Annotated in this window: 20 protein-coding genes; 8 read left to right on the forward strand and 12 right to left on the reverse strand. The window is 50.3% G+C overall.

All coding sequences use genetic code 11. The features are described from left to right. Window positions 1-35: 35 nt before the first annotated feature. A complete protein-coding gene (locus ACJ2PR_RS05540; protein ID WP_446876265.1) occupies window positions 36-1,115 on the forward strand; it encodes an acyl-CoA dehydrogenase family protein in 1,080 nt (359 codons plus the stop codon). A 114-nt stretch (window positions 1,116-1,229) separates the two neighbouring features. Here the strand turns inward: ACJ2PR_RS05540 and infB are convergent, their stop codons facing one another. Together infB and ACJ2PR_RS05550 are read right to left on the reverse strand one after the other, a co-directional pair. Next, window positions 1,230-4,439, reverse strand: a complete 3,210-nt coding sequence (gene infB, locus ACJ2PR_RS05545; RefSeq protein ID WP_446876267.1) for a translation initiation factor IF-2 — start codon at window positions 4,437-4,439, stop codon at window positions 1,230-1,232. A 642-nt stretch (window positions 4,440-5,081) separates the two neighbouring features. After that, entirely contained in the window at window positions 5,082-5,387 is a 306-nt protein-coding gene (locus ACJ2PR_RS05550) for a YlxR family protein (protein WP_446876268.1), read from the reverse strand. A gap of 53 nt (window positions 5,388-5,440) precedes the next feature. Here ACJ2PR_RS05550 and ACJ2PR_RS05555 point away from each other — a divergent pair, with 53 nt between their 5' ends. Together ACJ2PR_RS05555 and ACJ2PR_RS05560 are read left to right on the forward strand one after the other, a co-directional pair. Then, the gene (locus ACJ2PR_RS05555; protein ID WP_446876269.1) at window positions 5,441-5,998 is read left to right on the forward strand and encodes a Uma2 family endonuclease; all 558 of its coding nucleotides are present in this window, start codon (window positions 5,441-5,443) and stop codon (window positions 5,996-5,998) included. 133 nt (window positions 5,999-6,131) lie between these two features. After that, window positions 6,132-6,536 carry a single-stranded DNA-binding protein gene (locus ACJ2PR_RS05560; RefSeq protein ID WP_446876270.1) on the forward strand — a complete coding sequence of 135 codons (405 nt, stop codon included), beginning with the start codon at window positions 6,132-6,134 and terminating at the stop codon, window positions 6,534-6,536. Window positions 6,537-6,576: 40 nt separating this feature from the next. On the opposite strand, the gene ACJ2PR_RS05565 is transcribed toward ACJ2PR_RS05560, so the two are convergent. Both ACJ2PR_RS05565 and acsF read right to left on the reverse strand, forming a co-directional pair. Next, window positions 6,577-7,347, reverse strand: a complete 771-nt coding sequence (locus tag ACJ2PR_RS05565) for a hypothetical protein (RefSeq protein ID WP_446876271.1) — start codon at window positions 7,345-7,347, stop codon at window positions 6,577-6,579. Between the two features lie 90 nt (window positions 7,348-7,437). Further along, a complete protein-coding gene (acsF, locus tag ACJ2PR_RS05570; protein WP_446876272.1) occupies window positions 7,438-8,514 on the reverse strand; it encodes a magnesium-protoporphyrin IX monomethyl ester (oxidative) cyclase in 1,077 nt (358 codons plus the stop codon). Between the two features lie 364 nt (window positions 8,515-8,878). Here acsF and ACJ2PR_RS05575 point away from each other — a divergent pair, with 364 nt between their 5' ends. Beyond that, complete coding sequence (locus ACJ2PR_RS05575; protein ID WP_446861395.1) at window positions 8,879-9,358, forward strand: NINE protein; 480 nt, start codon at window positions 8,879-8,881, stop codon at window positions 9,356-9,358. Window positions 9,359-9,430: 72 nt separating this feature from the next. On the opposite strand, the gene ACJ2PR_RS05580 is transcribed toward ACJ2PR_RS05575, so the two are convergent. Continuing rightward, window positions 9,431-10,102: a DUF2996 domain-containing protein gene (locus ACJ2PR_RS05580; protein ID WP_446876273.1), complete on the reverse strand. Its 672-nt coding sequence runs from the start codon at window positions 10,100-10,102 to the stop codon at window positions 9,431-9,433. Window positions 10,103-10,309: 207 nt separating this feature from the next. Between ACJ2PR_RS05580 and ACJ2PR_RS05585 the strand changes: the two genes are divergently transcribed. Beyond that, a complete protein-coding gene (locus tag ACJ2PR_RS05585; RefSeq protein WP_446876274.1) occupies window positions 10,310-11,134 on the forward strand; it encodes an alpha/beta fold hydrolase in 825 nt (274 codons plus the stop codon). A gap of 23 nt (window positions 11,135-11,157) precedes the next feature. Here the strand turns inward: ACJ2PR_RS05585 and ACJ2PR_RS05590 are convergent, their stop codons facing one another. From ACJ2PR_RS05590 to carA, 5 genes are all read right to left on the reverse strand, one after another. Then, a complete protein-coding gene (locus ACJ2PR_RS05590) occupies window positions 11,158-11,439 on the reverse strand; it encodes a DUF1816 domain-containing protein (protein ID WP_446876276.1) in 282 nt (93 codons plus the stop codon). Between the two features lie 89 nt (window positions 11,440-11,528). Beyond that, the gene (gene rlmB, locus ACJ2PR_RS05595) at window positions 11,529-13,127 is read right to left on the reverse strand and encodes a 23S rRNA (guanosine(2251)-2'-O)-methyltransferase RlmB (protein WP_446876277.1); all 1,599 of its coding nucleotides are present in this window, start codon (window positions 13,125-13,127) and stop codon (window positions 11,529-11,531) included. Window positions 13,128-13,231: 104 nt separating this feature from the next. Further along, the gene (locus ACJ2PR_RS05600; RefSeq protein WP_446861390.1) at window positions 13,232-13,696 is read right to left on the reverse strand and encodes a Mini-ribonuclease 3; all 465 of its coding nucleotides are present in this window, start codon (window positions 13,694-13,696) and stop codon (window positions 13,232-13,234) included. A 132-nt stretch (window positions 13,697-13,828) separates the two neighbouring features. Next, complete coding sequence (locus ACJ2PR_RS05605) at window positions 13,829-14,167, reverse strand: STAS domain-containing protein (protein ID WP_446861389.1); 339 nt, start codon at window positions 14,165-14,167, stop codon at window positions 13,829-13,831. Window positions 14,168-14,475: 308 nt separating this feature from the next. Continuing rightward, complete coding sequence (gene carA, locus ACJ2PR_RS05610; protein WP_446861388.1) at window positions 14,476-15,621, reverse strand: glutamine-hydrolyzing carbamoyl-phosphate synthase small subunit; 1,146 nt, start codon at window positions 15,619-15,621, stop codon at window positions 14,476-14,478. Window positions 15,622-15,838: 217 nt separating this feature from the next. On the opposite strand from carA, the gene ACJ2PR_RS05615 reads away from it, so the two are divergent. Continuing rightward, window positions 15,839-16,702, forward strand: a complete 864-nt coding sequence (locus tag ACJ2PR_RS05615) for a retropepsin-like aspartic protease family protein (RefSeq protein WP_446876278.1) — start codon at window positions 15,839-15,841, stop codon at window positions 16,700-16,702. 208 nt (window positions 16,703-16,910) lie between these two features. Here ACJ2PR_RS05615 and ACJ2PR_RS05620 read toward each other — a convergent pair whose 3' ends face one another. Continuing rightward, on the reverse strand, window positions 16,911-17,327 hold the full coding sequence (locus tag ACJ2PR_RS05620; RefSeq protein ID WP_446876279.1) for a hypothetical protein: 417 nt from the start codon (window positions 17,325-17,327) through the stop codon (window positions 16,911-16,913). A gap of 342 nt (window positions 17,328-17,669) precedes the next feature. Continuing rightward, complete coding sequence (locus ACJ2PR_RS05625) at window positions 17,670-19,031, reverse strand: 8-oxoguanine deaminase (RefSeq protein WP_446876280.1); 1,362 nt, start codon at window positions 19,029-19,031, stop codon at window positions 17,670-17,672. 136 nt (window positions 19,032-19,167) lie between these two features. Here ACJ2PR_RS05625 and ACJ2PR_RS05630 point away from each other — a divergent pair, with 136 nt between their 5' ends. Then, complete coding sequence (locus tag ACJ2PR_RS05630) at window positions 19,168-19,386, forward strand: DUF433 domain-containing protein (RefSeq protein WP_446876281.1); 219 nt, start codon at window positions 19,168-19,170, stop codon at window positions 19,384-19,386. Between the two features lies 1 nt (window position 19,387). After that, a complete protein-coding gene (locus ACJ2PR_RS05635; RefSeq protein WP_446876282.1) occupies window positions 19,388-19,642 on the forward strand; it encodes a DUF5615 family PIN-like protein in 255 nt (84 codons plus the stop codon). Window positions 19,643-19,729 lie beyond the last annotated feature (87 nt).

Below are 19,729 nucleotides of genomic sequence, written 5' to 3' on the forward strand. Positions count from 1 at the left end.
GAAGTTGCTGAGTGCCCAATCATCCTACTCTTTCCATGACCTTTTTGAATCCCGTCGATCGGCTTGAAGATTACCTCCAAACCGCCGCCCCTAACGCGATCGAGCTAGACGAAAATCCAGAAGTGCTGCGATCAGCGCTACACGATCTAGCGGATTTAAATTTGCTGGCGCTGCGGGTTCCAGAATTTTGGCAGGGATCAGATGTGGATGAAGCGACTTTCTACAGCTTTCAAGAACGGATTGCTAGATATTCAGGCGCGCTAGCCTTTCTGCAAACTCAACATCAAAGCGCGGCTTCTCTGCTCGTCAAAAGCCAAAACGAATCCCTCAAACAAGCCTACCTCCCGTGGATGGGCAGCGGGCAAAAACTCGTCGGCATCGGCTTTTCTCATCTGCGTCGCGAAGACAATCCTCCGATTAAAGCGATCGCCATTCCAGGAGGCTACCGACTTTATGGACAAGTGCCCTGGGTAACGGGCTTTGGCTGCTTTGAGACTTTTATTGCGGCGGCGGTGTTGCCCGATGGTCAAGCGGTCTATGGCATGGTGCCCTTTGTCAAAACTCAGCAGTTCGGGGGCGAAATTCTGTTTAGTGAACCGATGCCTCTGGCGGCCATGAATTCGACTCAAACTGTTGCTGCTCATTTGACCGAGTGGATCTTGCCCGATTCTGAAGTGGTCTTTGTGCAACCTGCGGGAGCGATTCATCAAAGCGATCGCCTCAACGTTCTCAACTCCAGCTTTTTTGCATTAGGCTGCGCTCAGGCGGCATTAGATTTATTAGAAGCTAGTTCGAGATCAAAACCTTTTTTACCGATCGCGCCCGCTTTAGAATCCCTATCTCAAGAATTAAACGACTGTCGCCATCAGGTTTACGCCGCTCAACAGCAAGGCGAATCCTTTGAGGAAAAATTACGCCTAAGAGTCTGGGCGATCGACCTGGCGAACCGATGCGCCCAAGCCGCGGTAACCGTTTCCAGTGGAGCCGCCAACTCTAAATATCATCCTGCCCAACGCATCTATCGAGAAGCCCTAGTGTTCACAGTTTCAGGACAAACGATCGCCGTCATGGAAAGAACGCTCGATCGCCTGGTGAGGTCAAGTAAACGATCGTGAATTCGATGAAAAGTGTAGAATCCCGTTTCTCTAGCGTAGTCCACAGTTTCGAGAAGCCAAAAAAAGGGGCATACAATTTTCGTACACCCCAAAGTTTTGATTGAATGTAGTGGCTTACTTGGCAAGCGTCCGACGCTTCGAGATCATCCGGTAAGCCTCGATAATATCGCCCAATTCCCAGGCGCTAAAACTATCAAGACCGATACCACACTCGTAGCCAGCGTTGACTTCCCGCGCATCCTCTTTCATCCGCTTCAGCGAATCGAGGTTGCCTTCGTGAACCAGCTTGTCGCCGCGACGCACTCGCACCTTACAGTTCCGAATGATCTTACCCGACAGCACATAACAGCCAGCCACCGCGCCACGACCCACTGGGAAGACAGCCCGGACTTCGACCTGACCCAGGGATTCCTCGACCATTTCGGGTTCAAGTAGACCCTCCATCGCGCCCTGAACGTCATCCAGCAGTTTGTAGATGATGTTGTAGTCGCGCACATCCACCCCGGCTCGATCGGCAGCCTGTCGGGCCCCCGGTGCCAGCGTCGTATTGAAGCCAATAATGACCGCATCACTCGCTGCTGCCAGGTCAACGTCTGTTTCAGAAATCTCACCCGGAGCCGCAAACAGCACCCGCACCTGAACTTCGCCTTGAGGCAACTGGCGCAAAGAACCGAGGATTGCTTCGACTGACCCTTGTACGTCAGCCTTCAGCACCAGATTCAACTCCTTGAGGTCGCCTTCTTGAGCCTTCGCAGACAACGTGTTCAAGCTGACTCGGCGAGAAGACATGGCTGCCAACAACCGAGATTGGCGCTGCTCATCGGCTCTGTCAGAAGCGACCGCACGCGCATCCTTCTCGTCCTGGAAGACTTCAAACTCGTCCCCCGCCGCCGGAACGTCACTCAACCCCAGAACTTCTACGGCAAACGACGGTGAAGCCGCTTGAACACGTTGGAGACGATCGTCCACCATTGCCCGAACTTTACCCAGCGACGACCCTGCGACTAGCACATCGCCCACTTTCAAAGTCCCATTCTGAATCAGCAACGTGGCAACGGGGCCTTTCGCCTTGTCCAGGTGAGCTTCGATAACGGTTCCTCTAGCAGCGCGATCGGGGTTTGCCGTCAAATCCTCTACTTCCGCAACCAGAAGAATCATCTCCAGCAGCGTATCCAAATTGTCGCCGCTCAAAGCGCTCACCGGAACCATAATCGTGTCGCCGCCCCATTCCTCAGGAACGAGCTGGTATTCTGTTAGTTCTTGTTTGACGCGATCGGGCTGTGAGCCTTCTTTGTCAATCTTGTTGATTGCAACGATGATTGGCACCTGTGCCGCTTTAGCGTGACTAATCGCTTCAATGGTTTGAGGCTGTACTCCGTCATCGGCAGCTACCACCAAAATCGCAATGTCAGTCACCCGTGCGCCTCTTGCTCTCATCGCAGTAAAGGCTTCGTGACCTGGAGTATCCAGGAAGACTACTTGTTGTTCGGCACCATTATGCTCAACATCAACGTGGTAAGCCCCAATGTGTTGCGTGATGCCGCCCGCTTCTCCCTGAGCCACTTTTGTTTTGCGAATCGAGTCGAGCAGCGTCGTTTTCCCGTGGTCAACGTGACCCATAATCGTCACAACAGGCGGACGGCGAATCAGATGATCTACGTCTTCCACACCAACCATTTCGGTGAGCTTACGGGCAGCTTCTTGTTTCTCGCCTGCTTCGACCAGCGTGCCGTATTCCTCAGCCACCATTGTCGCGGTGCCGATATCAAGCGTTTGCGTAATTGTGGCCGCAATGCCCTTCATAAACAGCTTGGTGATCACCTCGGTTGCTGGAACAGCCAGCTTGGTCGCCAACTCTTGAACGGTCAAACCGCCTGTGAGAGTAATGATTTCTGGACGTTCGACCTTAGCTTCTTGCTCGCGACGATCGCGGCGATCGCGCATACTGCTACCGCCGCCAGACTTTTTGCGCTGAGGGGCTGCTGGAGTCGGAGCCGCTGCCACTCGTGTTTGCTGACCCGGTAGACTCTTGGGCCGTGCTGGGCGGGCGAGCGAAATGCTAACCTGAGCGGGATCAACGATGGACGCATCCAATAGCTGGTCGAGGTCTTCTTCGTCCTCTTCGTCAATTTTGGGTTGGGCCCGCCGCTTGCCTTTGGCAGCCAGTTGTTTGGCCTTTTCAGAAAGCTCTTGCACTTCCTCTTCCTCGTCATCCCAGCCTTTAGTACGCTTGGGTTTGGGAGGAGTTGGTCGGTTTAGCTGCATGTCGAGCGCGCCAGGAGCCACAGGGGCAGCGGGGGCATCACCAGGTCTGACCGGGCGATTGACTCGTAAAACGGGCTGCCCCCCTGCTACCGCACTATCCGCTAGAGCTGCCACTTCTTGGGGCGACTGAACGGGTTTGGGACGGCGCAACTCCATGATTTGAGGACGCGGAGTTGTCCGTTCTTCAGAGGGCTTGGCAGGAGCAGGACGGCGAGTTCCAGGGACTGGAGTGCCACCTTGAGGTCTGACTCCTTCTCTTTGGGGCGCTCCACCTTCTCGGCGGTCTGGAGCAGGCTGTGAAGCGGCTTGTTTATCGCGCTTGAGCAGCGGTTTGTTGGTCAACCCAGGTCGCGCAGACTGAGAAGTGACGGCAGGTTTTGCGGGAGGTTGGGGAGGAGCCTGAACTTCGATCACGGGGATAGAAGGGGCACTAGGCGCTTGAAGAGAGGTTGGCGCTTCGGGTGCCGCTGCTTCTAGGTTAGGGGCCATGGCTTCTACTGGGAGGGCAGGCGCTTCTACAGGAGGAGGGCTAACGGGGGAAGTGTCTGGCGCGATAACAGGAGCAAGCCCCTGCGGGGAACTCGAAGAAATCGACTCAACCGAATCTTCGGACTCTGAAACTGGAGAACGGGCTGGGCGACTTGGCTCGGCAGGCTTGGCGGGGGGTTGACTGGAAGGGGGCACTGGAGGAGTGCGTAGCTCGGTCTGCTCAGAGGTCGATCGCGTGATCGGTCTACGGATTTCTAAAATTTGTTGTTTTTTCTGGATATTCAAGGGCGTTTTCTTTTTAGACTCAGCAGGTTGTGAAGGCGCAGTCGGACGACTGGGGGCCGATTTTGGAGAAGGGGGGTGACTGGCAACATATTTTTCAGCAGCAGAGCGGATCTGTCCCGCTTCACCTTCTGAGATGGTACTGCTGTGACTTTTGACAGAAATATTTAGTTGTTCGCAAATGGCCAGGAGGTCTCTATTGTCCAAATTTAATTCTCGCGATAGCTCGTAAATTCTAACTTTGCCGTTGTTCATCCACTCTTCCCTCGATTCGATTCCAGTTGTCACATAGTTGCCTTCTGTTTTGACTAAAACTACATTCGTTCTGGGTTGACTAATTGCGCTCCTGAGAAGGTTCTCGATTCTGAGGACAGGCTGTTCTAAGAACGAAAAGTCTTCAGGGGCGGTTTGCTTGATTAAACAGTCTTTGTAAACTAGACTGCTCTACACTGTAAACAGCTTTAACATCATTTTGCACAAATCTAAGGGTTTCAGCAGAGCAAACGGCTGATTTTCTTAAGCTTGTGGGGGATTTTTGAGCACTTGTCACTGTCTCACACTGTTTGCACGATTGTCCGATCGGACTCTAAACGTCACTGCCGCAACTGGGCTGGAGGACTGTAACGGACAGCCTTAAGCTGGAGGGATGTTAGTTAGGGAGAAGACGTTTTACCTCAGAGTCAATCAAGCTTGGCAATCTCCTACAGGGAATCAGTAGATGGTGATGGGTGCAATAATTCAATCAAGTTTGGGGAGGATAGTCAAGTCCACTTTACTTTAGCAAATCCACTTGACTAGCATCGTGTGCACATTTTCTAGTTTTCTTTGCCTTCCAGGGGTTTGTCTCACAAGTAGACGCTGGAGTCGGCAGCACATCCCTTAAGCTTCTCTGTCCATCATATCGCAGTTTTGTCAGGGGTTGTGTGGGTCTCAAGGAGATTGAATGGTGTGATGAGGGAGACGTTCTTTTAATGTCTGAAAGATGAGTTCGGGGACGGGGGTTTTGAGAACTCGGCTCAGGCGTTCTTTTTTTTGGGCAGCTTTGAGGCAATCTGGGGTGGGGCAGAGGTAGGCAGAGCGTCCCATTCCCTGGTCGAGGGCGATCGTGTGGTCTGGATGAGTTCTCACGATGCGCCAAAATTCTGATTTTGGGGCAGTCTTGCGGCAGCTAATGCAGCGACGATGGTTAATTTCCATGAGCGATCGTCCATTGATTTTGTCTACAGGGAAAGGCACTAGCTGTCATGGTAAGCGTTGTACCATAAGAGGCAACGAGGCGTTGTAAAAAAATGAGCCAGGCCGTCGCAATCTATAGATGGACAACTGATCGCTATCACCTGGCCGTAGAAGCCGGAATTTTTGACGATCAGCCTGTCGAATTACTAAACGGAGAAATTGTTGAAATGGCACCAGAGGGTAAGCCGCATGTTTTCTTTCTGGATCGATTTGCTAATCAACTCAGACGGCTGCTAGGCGATCGGGCGCAAGTTCGTGAGGGGCATCCGGTAACGCTACCTAATCATTCGGAGCCTGAGCCTGACATTGCGATCGTGCGGCCTCTCAATGAAGTGTATCTGGAGCATCACCCTTACCCAGAAGATATTTTTTGGTTGATTGAATACTCAGATTCTTCTCTTAAAAAGGATTTAGAGGTTAAGAGCAAGGTTTATGCATCTGCGACTATTCTTGAGTATTGGGTGGTTAATCTGCAAAAAATGGAGCTAGTTGTATTTCGCGATCCAATGGATGGGGAGTATCGATCGCAGCTTACGCTCACATCGGGAACGATCGCGCCTCTAGCTTTTTCAGAGATTCAAATTGAGATTGGGCGATTGATGTATGTGTGAATGGAGCGAAAGGTAATTTTGGCTGGCGGTTAAAACAGTAAGACGAATCTCTCCTGCTGGCAGTCAAAAATTCTCTGTTGGTCGCCTAACGAGGGTGGGAACTCTAGGCTAGTAAAATTCGCAGGTTGCGTTTATGTCTAGTAGAGGTTTGAATAAGTGGGTTGTGAGTGGGAATTTGGCAGCCGATGCTCAAATCAAGACCGTTCAACTCAAGAGTGGTGAAGAAGCTCAGGTCGCAACCGCAACGTTGTATGTGCAAAAACCACGCGATCGTGAGGGTTCGTTTACCGTTTCTCTAAGCATTTGGGAAAAGTCTTATGGGTGGCGCAAGCTGCCGTTTCTCAAAAAAGGCTCTCTAATCATTTGCACGGGTAGCATTGACCCCAATCCTTTTATTTCGAGCAATGGCAATGTTCCCAAGGCGGGTTTGCAGATGACGGTGCTGGACATTGATCTCGATATTATTGCTCGCGATGAAGAGAGTGAAGAAGCTTCGACAGACGGTGAGTTTGTTGAGGGAGTCATGTCCACCGTTTAGTAAATCTGGGGTGGCGACGAGTGCCCCTTTCCACCCCGCCCTAGAGCATCCATTCGAGTCCAATCCCGACACGATCGTCCCTCCCCCGATTTGTATTTTGCCTTTGCAGGTCGGTTGAGAGCCGAAGCTGACGAGTTAGCGCGTAACCAAACGAGAGGGTTGAGATTCCAGTCTCTTTATCACTTCCTGGAGCAACCCACGTCTGAGTCAGTGAGATATCAGAACCGCCGCCGCGTGAGAGCACAAAGAGTAGGCGCAAGCCAAGATTGAGACCATTTGTTGAAGAGCTATTATTTTTTAAGTGGCGATAGCCTACGACAGGCGCGACATTGACACCGCTTCCTAGAGGACGCACGTAGTAACGCAGGTCAGCGCCCCAGGATTGACGATCGCCCTCAAAAGTCCTTTGATAATCTGCGCTGAGAGTAAGGCGAGTGCGATCGACTCGAAATTCCTCAATGCCAGCGTTGAATCCAGATCTGTGATCTGAAGAAAAGTTTGAGTACCCTAGTCGAATTCGAGTGCGGAAGCTGGGATCGTTTTTAATCTCAGAAGCAACGTCAGGAATTTCATTTACCCATCGTCGCAGAACTGGGCTTTTGTGGATTAAGGTTGGATCTAAGTCAAGTGGGTTTTCAGGCTTAGCGTCTGAGTTTTGGGTGAAGGACTCCTCTCTGCTCTCTCCCCTCTCCTCACTTTTCACCAAGTCTTTAGCCGAATATGAGATGGACTCGTCAGCCCAAGCTAGAGAAGGCTGATACATCAGGAGAAGGGTTAGCCCTTGAAGAAGGCAGATTGTTTTTGGATTCATGAACGCCTTCTAATCTCACAAACTCTAATTTCACAAAAAAGGCTCCGTCTAGAGACAGAGCCAGATTATACCAAGGGGCAATCAAAACAATTAGCGGACGACACCCTGCGCGGGAGCGGCAGCGATCGGCTTCATCAAATAGAGCCGCGCCAGTTGCCATGCATTCGAGGCGTAAAGCGGAAGCTTTTGCAGAAATTGCAGTGGCTTGAATGTGTTGGAAGCATTGATCTTTGCCAACTTGCGGTTGTTTCCGACACAAATATCGAGCCGCTCGTAAAATTCGGGGCGATCGACATCCAGCATGACTGGGAAGACCCGCCCCGCAGTTTCATTGGTTTTTTGGATCACGTAAGTCTCGTACTCACGAGCGTCTAGCCCCAGTACCTCATAGAATCCTGGCTCCTGAGTGTCTCGGATGTACATCGTCCCAAAGACCGCCAGCAAGAAGAAACGGCACCAAAGTTTTGCCTTCCAGGTGTTGAGCGACTGAGGTTGAGCTTTCATCAAAGCGTCAAAAAAGTCGCCGTGACGGTTCTCATCCTGACACCAGTTTTCAAAGAAGCGGAAAATCGGATAGATGCGCTTGTCGGGGTTTGCTTCCAGGTGGCGATAGATGGTGATGTAGCGCCAGTAACCAATCTTTTCAGACAGATAGGTTGCGTAGAAAATAAATTCTGGCTTAAAGAAGGTGTATTTGCGGCTCTGAGTGAGGAACCCCAAATCGAGTGACAGATTGAAGTCTGCCATTGCTTTATTGAGAAAGCCAGCGTGACGCGCTTCATCGCGGGCCATCAGCGCAAAACATTCTGCCAAAAGGGGACTTTTGTTCTTGAGCTTGCGGCTGAGTTCTTTGTAGAGCAAGAAGCCAGAAAACTCAGAGGTGCAAGACCGCTCCAAAAATTCGATAAACTGCTTGCGAACTTCCCAATCCATGTGATCCCAGGATTGTTCAAATTCGGCATCGCGGACGAAGTGGTGGCGGTTGTAGTCAGCCCGAAATTCTTCGAGAATTGCTTTCAGTTCGTCTTCGTTGGGCGAGATGTCCATTGCTGCCATCGCCTCAAAGTCCGTGGTGTAGAACTTAGGCGAGAGAATGGTTTCTTTTGCAGGAGTTTTGATTCCAGGACGGAGTTCTTCAAAACCAGGTTTTTTAAGGGAATCTACCATGTGTGATGACCGCTCTTTTGTCTAACTTCTCTGTCTATTTCTCTGTCTACAGCTTGAGCGCGAAGGCCGCATCTCTCAGTGCTAATTTTAAGAACCAATTGCACTAGCATGATTGCTGAAGCGCGATTTGGTTGTGTAGTCCTTAGTTTACCAAGGTAGACGGTGAGGGCAAAGCGGCTTTTCGTTAAGAGTTGCAACAGTTGGTCAAATTTGATGGGGCGATCGCCCCAATTCCTTAAGAATCTGCAATGTTAAAAGCTGTTGTTCCAAATCATTCATCACTTTAATCTCGCTGTAGTCTGCCACTTTGAGAGCAAAGTTTCTATGATGAGAACGTGAGCATCTGGAGCGCAATGGGAGACCTATGAACAAAGTTGGCACCGCTTATGTTCTTTGGTTGGGCGGACTGGTCGGACTGGCGGGGCTGCATCGTTTGTACAACGGCAAAACCTGGACGGGATTGTTGTGGCTGTTTAGCGGTGGATTGTTTGGCGTGGGGCAGTTGCTCGATCTGGTGCTGATCCCCAAGATGGTCGATAACCATAATGCAAGGTTGCTTGACCCGCAAAATGTTTCAAGTTTCAGCGCGTCGCTTTATCAGCCTGCCATTCAGCGAGTGGTTGAGCCGTCGGATTTGGCGTATCGCAATCAGGCGATCGTTGACCTCTTAAAAGCCGCAGAAGCCAAAGGCGGAAAGCTCTCGGTGACGCAGGGTGTGATTGCGACAGGTTTGAGTTTCTTCCAGGTTGAAGAGATGCTGCAAGAAATGCTGAGAACGGGCTATGTAGAAATTGGCAATGATCCAGAAACGGGTGTTGTCATCTATGACTTTAAGGAAATGTAGCGGTTAACTTCAAAGACAAAAAAAGGAGTCCGCATCTAAATAACGAACTCCCGATTGAAACCAGTTTGAAGGCTAATTTCTAACCAACCATTTCTGACCATTTAGGCGTTGGACGGCACCAAATACGAGTAAGTCAAGGCTGACTCTGCGTTCGTCGATCAAAAAGGATTCTAGAGTGCTGGGTTTGCCATTACTCTCGGCGCAGGAAAAGCCCTTCAGACCGTTGATAGTTTCGTCGAAGAAGTAGATATTAAATTGGCGAGGTTGTTTAGCGGATTGCCATTTGCCCACGATTTGCCAGCACTGATCCTGGGTGTAGCCTGCGATCGGAATCCCTTTCTTCTCAAACGCCAGATCGACTTCTTGAAGGCCTTGACTCGCCAAGCCTTTCTTAAGGGCAGGCAGATAATCCTGCTGGATGAAGTCATTAAACGGCTTGTCTTCCAGAGCGGGAGCTTTCTCTTTTTTGGCCTTGGCCGCAGGTTTCTCACCCGCTTCACCGTCCGCAGGCTTTTTGGCTCTAGCAGGCTTTTCGTCTGCCCCTTCACCTGTTTTGGGAGCGGCCGCATTGGGGTTGTCTGTGCTGCTCACCGCAGTCGGGTCAGGCGCGTTTGCCGTGGGAATTGCGGTCGTTTCGGGGGAGTCTGTGCTAGGCGCGTTGTCTTCTGCAACATCGGGGGCTTGCTTCTCAACGGTGCTGGGTGCCGTTTCCCCGGCTTCGTTATGGTTAGTTGCTTCTGCCATTGCTCAGGTTCATCCTTCTTCCTAGAGGGTCGATCGCTTTGAGCTACCCACAAGGGGTCGCTTGATTCAAGCCCAACTTTGAGAGCTTGTGCTATTCATAATAAACGATGGACTTGCCGCAGACGAGGGGATTTAGAGCAGCAATCCATCAAAATCTGACTGAAAAGTGATCGACCCAGAACTATTGATTCTTCAGGGTGAGGCTGCATGAAACTAAATGTTTTAGTCGAAGGTGAGGGCTTTCCAATTCTTTGTCTGCATGGACATCCGGGAACGGGACGCAGCCTGTCGGTGTTTACGCAACATTTGTCAAAGCGGTTTCAGACGATCGCGCCCGATCTGCGCGGCTATGGCGACAGTCAAACGCAGCAAGACTTTTTGATGATCGATCACTTAACGGATTTAGAAGAAGTTTTGGATCGCTACAACATTTCTCGCTGCCTCGTCTTGGGCTGGTCACTGGGGGGAATTTTGGCGATCGAGCTTGCTCTGAAATTTCCCGATCGCGTGAGTGGATTGATTTTGGTCGCAACATCAGCCCGTCCCTGGGGAGATCATCCGCCAATCAGCTTACAGGACAACGTGTTTACTGGAATTGCTGCAATTTTGAATCGGTTACAGCCCGGATGGAAATGGAATATCGAAACCTTTGGCAAGCGATCGCTCTTTCGCCATCTCGTTCAGCAACAAACGCCTGCGACATACGAATATTTAGCCAACGAAGCCATGTATGCCTACCTCCGAACTTCGGGAGCGGCTACCAGAGCCTTGAGCGTGGCATTAAGACAGGGCTACAACCGTTTGCCAGAGCTTGAGAAGATCCAATGTCCTTGCTTGGTGATGGCAGGAGAAAAAGATCGCCACATCACCGCAGCTTCGAGCCTGGAAATGGTGCGATCGCTCTCTAACTGTGAGTGGTACTGTTACCCCAACACGGCTCACTTGCTGCCCTGGGAGATTCCTCAACAGATTTTGGGCGATCTCGATCGCTGGCTAACCAACCATCCCGATATCACCCAATCTATAAGCTGAAGGGCAAGAAATCTTCATCCCTCCTAAAACTGGCTGCTCAAAACCCCCGAAAGTCGTTTACTCGACTGGTCAGCAACCTCGTCGTAGATTGTCAGGTTTTTGGGCTTACAGCGCTTGACTTTGACAATGATGTTTTGTGCGCCTTCTTGGTCTAAGTCTTCGACGTAACCCGCTTGACTCTCTTTGGCAATCTTTGAGTTTGGAAAAGGGCCAAAATAGTAGACGCAGCGAGGGCTGTCAGTCGTTATCTCAACCCACCAGGCGAGTCCTAAAGAGTCTAGAAGATTTGTCAATAACTCGTTCATAAAGTTGCTTACCAAAGTGATACGGGGTGTCCTATCGGCAGAAACAGTGTTTCACACTTCTTTATACTGGGTCACAGATTGTTTTTCAATCACATAGACTTCTTCGCAGAGCCTAAATGTATGGTATGTGACCAGCGTTGACGATAGATTTCATAGAGTGCCATTCCAGCGGCGACGGAGGCATTGAGGCTGGGCGTACTTCCCTGGAGCGGAATCGAAACCAGAACATCACAGCTTTTTTGCGTCGTCAAACTCAACCCATCTCCTTCTGAGCCAATCACCAGCACAGTTGCCTTCGCAAACTCAACCGTATGGATCGACTGACTCATTTCAGCAGCCGTCCCATAGATCCAGAAGCCTGCTTCTTTGAGTTCTTCCAGAGCGCGAGTCAGATTAACCACTCTAGCAACGGGTAGTTTTTCTAGTGCACCAGCAGCAACTTTCATCACTGTGGAGGTAACCCCTACGGCTCGACGCTGCGGAATCACAACCCCTTGCGCCCCTAGAGCTTCTGCGGTACGAATAATTGCGCCGAGATTGTGGGGATCGGTGATGCTGTCAGCAACGACAATGACAGGATGATCAGTTTTAGCTTTTGCCTGCTCAATCAATTCGCCCAAATCCACGTATTCGTAGGGAGCCACTTGAGCAGCAACGCCTTGATGATTGCCAAATTGGGTAATTTGATTGAGACGGGCAACCTCAACTTCGTCAATAATTGCGCCGTTGGCTTTAGCCTGAGCCAGCAGCCCATGAAACCGATGGTCATATCTCAGGTGAGACAAAATCCAGATGCGGTTGAGCGATCGATCTCCCTCCAACGCTGCCAAAACTGAATGCTTTCCATAGATCAAATCGCTTTCTTCTTCGCTGCGAGGCGCGTCTGACTCACTGGGCTGGCTGTTAAATGACGGATGGCTGACGGGTTCTAAAACTCTCTTTTCTTTGTCGCGATAGGGTGCGCCGTTGCCGTTGGAATCTTTGCGGGGGGCACGATCGCCGTATCCAGACCCCTGATATCCACCTTCAGACTCTCTACGGGGAGCGCGATCGCGGTATCCAGACCCATTTTCTGAATCGCGTCGAGGTGCGAATTTGTCACGGAATTTGGGGCCTGCTTCAGACTCTTTGCGGGGAGCGCGATCGCGGTATCCAGACCCATTTTCTGAATCGCGTCGAGGCGCAGGTTTGTCTCGATATCCAGACCCACTTTCAGAATTTCGCTTGGGAGCACGATCGCCATACCCAGAGCTGTTTTCTGAATCTTGTCTGGACGCAAACCTGTCTCGAAATTTAGGGCCTGCTTCAGACTCTCTTTTGGGCGTGCGGTATCCAGACCCGTTCTCTGCATCACGCCGTGGGGCGGTTCTGTCGCGATAATGTGAACTGCCGCCCTCAGAATCCCGTCGAGGCGCAGGTCTGTCCCCCCGATATCCAGAGCCATCTGAATCGCGTCGGGGAGCCATTTTGTCCCGATATCCAGACCCGCTTTCAGAATCTCCATCTCGTCTAGGCTGAAAGCTGCCTTTGCGCTGAAACTTCTTGGCTGGGCGCTCTTGAGAATCGCTGGGAGTATCAAGGACACGGCGCTTTCCAGCAATGATCCGCTTGCCTTTGACTTTAGGCCTGTCGCTAGAATTTTGGCTCGACCGATCGGGAGCATCGTAATTACGCTTCTTGATAACCATTGGGTTTGTTTCCTGAAAAAATTTGGTTGGTCGGTCTAGCCATTGCCGACAAGCTGAGACGCTCCAGAACCTGGCACATCTTGCGACCTATGAGCGCTGGACTGTTAGTTCTGCGGAGGACTCAGTTCTAGATAACTGAATAACTCTAGTAAACGGGTTGGATCAGTGAGGTAAAGGTAGCCAATTAGAGTTTCTAAGCTAGTCGCTTGCTGATAAATTTCGGGATCGACTCGTTTGGGGCGATTGTAAGCGGCATTGCGACCTCGCTTGAGAATGTCTAGCTCTAAGTCAGTAAGATGAGGCTGGAGCGATCGTAAGCTGTTGGCCTGACTCTCTGCTCTGACCTGTGCAACCACCTGCTGATGATAAGCGTCTAATCGCTTAGGTGGCAACAAATAGCGGCAGCGAATCTGTAGCTCGTAGACCGCATCTCCCAAGTAAGCCAGCGCTGAAGGAGAAAGCCGCTGGACTTGAGCAAGTGTTACAGAATCCGACGCGAGAGTCTCAAGTAATGGACTCGCCAAACCTGCATCTAGAACACCTGAATGCCCTTGCTCATCTAAGGTCACACGTCAATTCTCACTTTAGCAACTCCAGTCTGACAATTCATTATAGCGAGTTCTCAGAGCCATCTCTTGAAACAAGAAAAGAGCTACCCAGAGGTCGATTTCTGGATAGCGAACACACCGGATAGTCTCTACTCACGCTGATTTGATATTTTCGAGCGCCACTTCCACGGAGGTTTGCAGCGCCAAAAACTTCTCTAACCGAACGAGCTTCACTGTTTGAGTGACACGAGGGTTAGTAACGATTTGTAACGTCCCCTCGGCAGATTGAGCTTTTTTGGCGATTTGCACCAATGAGCCTAACCCAGAACTGTCTACAAAATCGATCTTAGACAAATCCAAAACAACGTGCTTTGGCCCTTCCTCAATGCATTTTGAGAGAACCTTACGGAAGGTCGGCTCAGAAAAGGCATCTAGCAGACCTGTGAGGCGAAATAATTGATAATTATCCCTAACTTCGCGAGTGCCTCTCAAGCTAACAGTTAGGTTCAGTTGCTCAGGAATAGAACCCTCCTAGCTCCTTTACTCCATGAATTCGAGGCTTCAGTATACACCTATCGTAGGGAGTTTGCCACACTTTTAGGAATGAGGGAGAACTTCGATGATCTGTTCCCCTTTGGGGGCAATCCGCTCCGCGAGGAAGGAGGAGGGATGAAAGGGGAAATTTGTACGTCGCACGGACTTCGACGTTTTTTCTACTCACAAATTTGGATATATCCGCCCTCATTCCTGAACAACATCAGTAATAGCTCCCCGCAAATTCATCCTTCCTCCCTCATCTCTCATCCCTGCTTATGCTCTTTCATCGTTGTGACAAACTTTTCAAATAGATAATCGGCATCGTGAGGGCCGGGGCTGGCTTCGGGATGGTACTGGACGGAGAACATCGGAAGCGTCTTGTGGCGCAGTCCGGCGACGGTGCGATCGTTCAAATTCAAGTGCGTCACTTCGACACTGGCATCAGGCAGCGAGTCAGCGGAGAGCGCAAACCCATGATTTTGGCTGGTGATCTCGATGCGATCGCGTAGTCCGGCAGGTTGGTTTAAGCCACGATGACCAAACTTGAGCTTAAAGGTTTCAGCTCCTAGCGATAGTCCGAGAATCTGGTGCCCCATGCAGATACCAAACACGGGCTTGTCGGCAGCGAGTAAGGCTTTTGTGGTTTCGATTCCTTCTAAGTTAGCGGCGGGATCACCTGGGCCGTTGGAGAGAAAGATGCCGTCGGGCTTGTGCTTGAGAATGTCTGCGGCAGAGGTGTCAGCCGGGACAACAATCACACGGCATCCGTAGCTGGCTAGTCGTTTGAGAATATTGCGCTTGATGCCAAAGTCGATCGCCACCACGGTCAACGCTTCTGCGATCGGCTGGGCCGTTGGGCTAAATTCCCAGTCCGCAGGCGTAATCTCAGACCATTCGTAGACTTCAGCGGTCGTTACTTCTCGTACGAGATTTAACCCTTCCATACTGGGCGCGTCTTGTACCTGTTCGAGGAGTTCGGCTGGGTCGAGCACGTCGGTTGAGATAGCTCCATTCATCGCCCCCGTAGAGCGAATCTTACGGGTCAGAGCGCGGGTGTCGATGCCGTAGATGCCAATGACGTTGTGCTGTTTTAAGTAGTCAGACAAAGATTGAGTTGATCGCCAATTGCTGGGACGATCGCAGACATTGCGAGCGATCGCGCCTCGGACGTGGGGGGCACTGGATTCTTCATCTTCAGCATTGACCCCTGTATTTCCCAGTTCGGGGTAAGTAAATGTAACGATCTGACCCCGGTAGCTGGGATCTGTCAGGACTTCTTGATATCCAGTCATGCCTGTGTTAAAGACCACCTCGCCGATCGTGGTGCCGATCGCGCCAAACGAAAACCCTTGATAAACCGTACCGTCTGCCAGCACTAAGAGAGCGGGTTGAGCAACGGAAGAAGACATAGCGTCAGTGCAAAAATTGATCTTCGCCATTATCACACGACTTTTTGGGCTTGCGCGGCTCTGTCAGGGTTTAACAAAGATCACAGAACCACAGAATCTCAAGTTATTTTGGTGAATGAAGGAACACACGCCTTTTAGTCAGGGAATACTGACATTAATCTGCTGATCATTGCCTTTGATCGTTGCCTTCTGATTCCCCTTCTACAGTTTCTAACCCATGTTGAATCTTTCCCGTAGCGCTGTGCTGCTTAGTTTGTCTGGTGTTTTGGCGTTCAGTAATTTGGCGTGCAGTCAGTCTCAACGCAAAAATGAGGCGGTTTCTGCGGCCCCCGAAGCCAAATCGTCTCCAGCCTCGCAAACTCAAAAGCCAGCCAAACCGCAGGCTGCCCGACCTGATGCCCAGAATAATGTTCAAAGTAACGCTTATTCTCTCGCGTTAGACAAAGCTCAGAGTGCCAAAAGTATGAGTCAATCGGTGCAGACTGCGGAAGACTGGAATCTGGTTGCAAGCCGCTGGAAGCAGGCGATCGCGCTTCTCAAACAAGTCCCCAAGTCTGATCCCAACAAAAAGTCTGTCAACCAAAAATTAGGTGAATACCAGCGAAATCTGGATATTGCTCAAAGTCGATCGACCCAGATTAGTCAAGACCGCACCCCAACAATGGAGTCTGGAATCAGTGTGGATACGGCGATCGCTGAAAATATTGCCCCGGCTGCCCCCGGCGGCACCCATCGCGCCAGAATTAAGTATCGTCAGAGCCGCATTCCGGTAATTGATGTGATGTTCAATGGCACTCGTCAGTTTGAAATGATGGTGGATACGGGCGCTTCGGGCACGATGATCACACCTGACATGGCAGAAGAACTGAGAGCGACTATTCTGGGAACCGCGAGGGCGATGACTCCAGCGGGCCCGACAGAAGTGGCTATTGGACAGATCAAATCAATCCAAGTCGGGGGACGTGTCGTGCGAAATGTGCGCGTGGCGATCGGTCCAGTGCGATTGCTAGGTCACGACTTTTATGACGGCTGTGACATCTCCATCAAGCAAAACGTGGTGGAGTTTCAGCAATGTGGCTAGAACCAATGAGTTATTAATCTTAATGAAGGTTTTTGACTTCGCTGTAGATGGCTTCTGTCTCCCAGCCGTCTAATTCTGAGGACTTCAAGGCGAGATTTTGGCTCAAAGTTCTCTATTGAGGGGAGATTTAGGGAGCGTTCTCGAAGGGAAAATTGCACCGAAGAATTTATATCAAATTCACCCTAAAGAAAGTGCCCATCGCATTAGGTCACTGTGGTCTAGAGTCCTTGAGCCGATCGCGGATCTGAGAGAGTAAGGCTTGACTGCTGACGGGCGATCGCGGTTGGGGCAGTTCACTATCAGGCCAGGTAGGCAAATCAGCACAGGGACAGATCTCAGAAGGCATTCCTATCGTTCGGAGCGGCACGGGCATTGCACACCGAGAACAGTCCGTGATTTCCCAGGCCGGAGATAGGAGATCGGCGATCGTTTGGTCAGTTCCCTCAAGGTGGCTGTCTCGTGCGTCTGGGGCTTGAATGCGTTGCCAACAGGTTTCAAACTCTGAACTGTAGCGATCGCCTGCAATCACTGGGCTGGGGTGAAGTGCTTCCCCATTGTGAATAACTGGCTTTCCTAGCTGAAACCAGTAGGCGAAATATTGTTTAACTTGCGCTTCAGATGCCATAACTTCTCAGCTATCCAATGAGTGGTGAATCTTTCAAGAAATTAAGAAAATCTTAAGATTAATGCTTAACTTTTACGGCATGTTTCTAACAACAGAATTTCTACTTTTGACATAATTTTGTTTAACAAAAAGCCTTTCTCAACATCCATATTACCACAAGAAATAAATGAGCTTCCCGATGGGTGGACGACTTCAACTTAGCAGTTAGAGCCTAACGATCGCGCTCACTCTAATCCGAATCAATCACTCAATCAATCTGGTTAAAGTGCTTCGGCGCAGTGCGGTTAGTTAGCATTGTTTTTCTACAAATGGACATCACGATCGCAAACCAAAGGAACCTGCTTAATGATGGATTAGTTGATGGGCCAATCGATTGTGTTCTTCAACTAATGTTGGCAGTTCAAGGGTGGTGACTCGTCCTTGATCAACTACTTTTCGGCCATTGATAAAACTGTAATCTACGGTATTGACCTGGCAGAAAATCATGGCGGCGATCGGGTCATGTAGCGCACCCGCAAATTCGGGACGATCCAGGTTGATGGCAATGAAATCTGCTGACATTCCAGGGGCTAGAGAGCCAATATCGTCTCGCCCTAGCACCTTTGCCCCTCCCAACGTCGCAAGCTCCAGCACATCGCGGGCGGTCATCGCAGACGCATCCAATTCACGAACTCGCGCCATTAGAAAAGCCGTTCGAGCTTCATTCAACAGATTTGAGGTGTCATTGGAGGCCGAACCATCGACTCCCAAACCCACAGGAACCTGATAATTGAGCATTTTACGAATGGGTGCCATGCCGCTGGCCAACCGCATATTACTACAGGGGCAATGAGCAACCCCGGTTCCGGTTTTGCCAAACTGTTGAATGGTGCGATCGTCTAACTGGACACAATGAGCGTGCCAAACATCCGTTCCAACCCAACCGACGGACGCGGCATAGTCGCCTGGTGTCATGCCAAAGGTCGCCAAACTGTACTCAATATCGGACTTGTTTTCTGCTAAGTGGGTATGCAGTCTAATGCCGGGATACGATCGGGCCAGTGCCGCTGATTCTCGCATCAAATCTTGAGAGACCGAAAAGGGAGAACAGGGAGCCAGCGTAATTCTCAGCATCGCATGACGAGTATTGTCGTGATATTGCTCGATCAGACGTTGGCTGTCTTTCAAAATATCAGCTTCTTTCTCAACCAGCGAATCTGGCGGCAATCCTCCCTGACTTTCTCCGACGCTCATGCTGCCTCGACTGGCATGAAACCGTAACCCAACCGCTTGCACCGCTTGAATCTCATCGTCTAGCGTACTGCCATTGGGATAGATGTAGAGATGATCACTTGCCGTTGTACAGCCCGATAACATTAATTCAACGGCTGCCATTTGAGCGCTGACATACACAGCCTTGGGGGTGAGGTTTGCCCAAATCGGATAAAGCGTTTGCAGCCAGATGAACAAATCACAGTTTTGAGCGGCAGGTATGGCACGAGTCAGAGTTTGGTAAAAGTGGTGATGCGTATTTACAAGACCCGGAAGAACCACAGAGCGATCGTGTAAATCCAGAACTTCATCTGCGGTTTGAGGTAATTCTGATCCGGTTCCAACCTGCTCAATCACGTTGTCTCGAACGAGTAGTGCCGCATTGCGAATTTCCCGCCGATCTGCATCCATTGTCAGCAAGGTATGAATGTTTTTGACCAGCAACGTAGACATAGAATTTTAGAAATAGAAGTAATGTGTTTGGTCTACAGCAACGATAAAAGAATGAATGTATTGAAACTCACAATTTTCAGGAGTCCTACCAGAATTGATTAAAATACAAATATGGGACTTAGAGGTTTAAAGACTGATGCTTAAGAACTCTCCAGTGATTAGCGCATCCCCTGAAGTTATGGGTGAAACTCCAGTCTTCGCGGGTACTAGGGTTCCTGTGCAAACACTTTTAGACTATCTCAAAGCGGGAGAATCAATCGACGACTTTTTGGATGGATTTCCAACTGTAAGCAGAGAACAGGTGATCGCTTTGCTAGAAGAGGCAGGAAAGCAGCTTATTGGACTGGTAGCATAGCATGAAGCTTCTGCTAGATGAGTGCATCGATCGCAGGTTAGCGAGAGATTTTGTTGGCTATGAGGTGAAAACAGTTCCTCAGATGGGATGGGCAGGAATCAAGGATGGTCAACTTTTTGCGCTTGCAGAAGCGGAGTTTGATACTCTCATTACAGTCGATCGCAACCTATCGTTTCAACAGAATCTACGACAATTTGATATTGCAGTAATTGTTTTGCAAGCATCATCTAATCGTCTAACAGATTTGAAGCTTTAGTACCAGACGTTTTAGTGCTTCTATCCACGGCAGTTAAGAGCCGATGAAACAGGAAGGAATCTGCAACCTGAGCAAAGCTAGGTTGTA

This window comes from Phormidesmis sp. 146-33, assembly GCF_052939515.1.

What these genes read in the sequence shown, in the direction of transcription:
- ACJ2PR_RS05540 (WP_446876265.1), top strand. Translation starts at nt 36, where the DNA reads ATGACCTTTTTGAATCCCGTCGATCGGCTTGAAGATTACCTCCAAACC.
- ACJ2PR_RS05555 (WP_446876269.1), top strand. Translation starts at nt 5,441, where the DNA reads ATGAGCCAGGCCGTCGCAATCTATAGATGGACAACTGATCGCTATCAC.
- ACJ2PR_RS05560 (WP_446876270.1), top strand. Translation starts at nt 6,132, where the DNA reads ATGTCTAGTAGAGGTTTGAATAAGTGGGTTGTGAGTGGGAATTTGGCA.
- ACJ2PR_RS05565 (WP_446876271.1), bottom strand. Translation starts at nt 7,347, where the DNA reads ATGAATCCAAAAACAATCTGCCTTCTTCAAGGGCTAACCCTTCTCCTG.
- acsF (WP_446876272.1), bottom strand. Translation starts at nt 8,514, where the DNA reads ATGGTAGATTCCCTTAAAAAACCTGGTTTTGAAGAACTCCGTCCTGGA.
- ACJ2PR_RS05575 (WP_446861395.1), top strand. Translation starts at nt 8,879, where the DNA reads ATGAACAAAGTTGGCACCGCTTATGTTCTTTGGTTGGGCGGACTGGTC.
- ACJ2PR_RS05580 (WP_446876273.1), bottom strand. Translation starts at nt 10,102, where the DNA reads ATGGCAGAAGCAACTAACCATAACGAAGCCGGGGAAACGGCACCCAGC.
- ACJ2PR_RS05585 (WP_446876274.1), top strand. Translation starts at nt 10,310, where the DNA reads ATGAAACTAAATGTTTTAGTCGAAGGTGAGGGCTTTCCAATTCTTTGT.
- ACJ2PR_RS05590 (WP_446876276.1), bottom strand. Translation starts at nt 11,439, where the DNA reads ATGAACGAGTTATTGACAAATCTTCTAGACTCTTTAGGACTCGCCTGG.
- rlmB (WP_446876277.1), bottom strand. Translation starts at nt 13,127, where the DNA reads ATGGTTATCAAGAAGCGTAATTACGATGCTCCCGATCGGTCGAGCCAA.
- carA (WP_446861388.1), bottom strand. Translation starts at nt 15,621, where the DNA reads ATGTCTTCTTCCGTTGCTCAACCCGCTCTCTTAGTGCTGGCAGACGGT.
- ACJ2PR_RS05615 (WP_446876278.1), top strand. Translation starts at nt 15,839, where the DNA reads ATGTTGAATCTTTCCCGTAGCGCTGTGCTGCTTAGTTTGTCTGGTGTT.
- ACJ2PR_RS05620 (WP_446876279.1), bottom strand. Translation starts at nt 17,327, where the DNA reads ATGGCATCTGAAGCGCAAGTTAAACAATATTTCGCCTACTGGTTTCAG.
- ACJ2PR_RS05625 (WP_446876280.1), bottom strand. Translation starts at nt 19,031, where the DNA reads ATGTCTACGTTGCTGGTCAAAAACATTCATACCTTGCTGACAATGGAT.
- ACJ2PR_RS05630 (WP_446876281.1), top strand. Translation starts at nt 19,168, where the DNA reads ATGCTTAAGAACTCTCCAGTGATTAGCGCATCCCCTGAAGTTATGGGT.
- ACJ2PR_RS05635 (WP_446876282.1), top strand. Translation starts at nt 19,388, where the DNA reads ATGAAGCTTCTGCTAGATGAGTGCATCGATCGCAGGTTAGCGAGAGAT.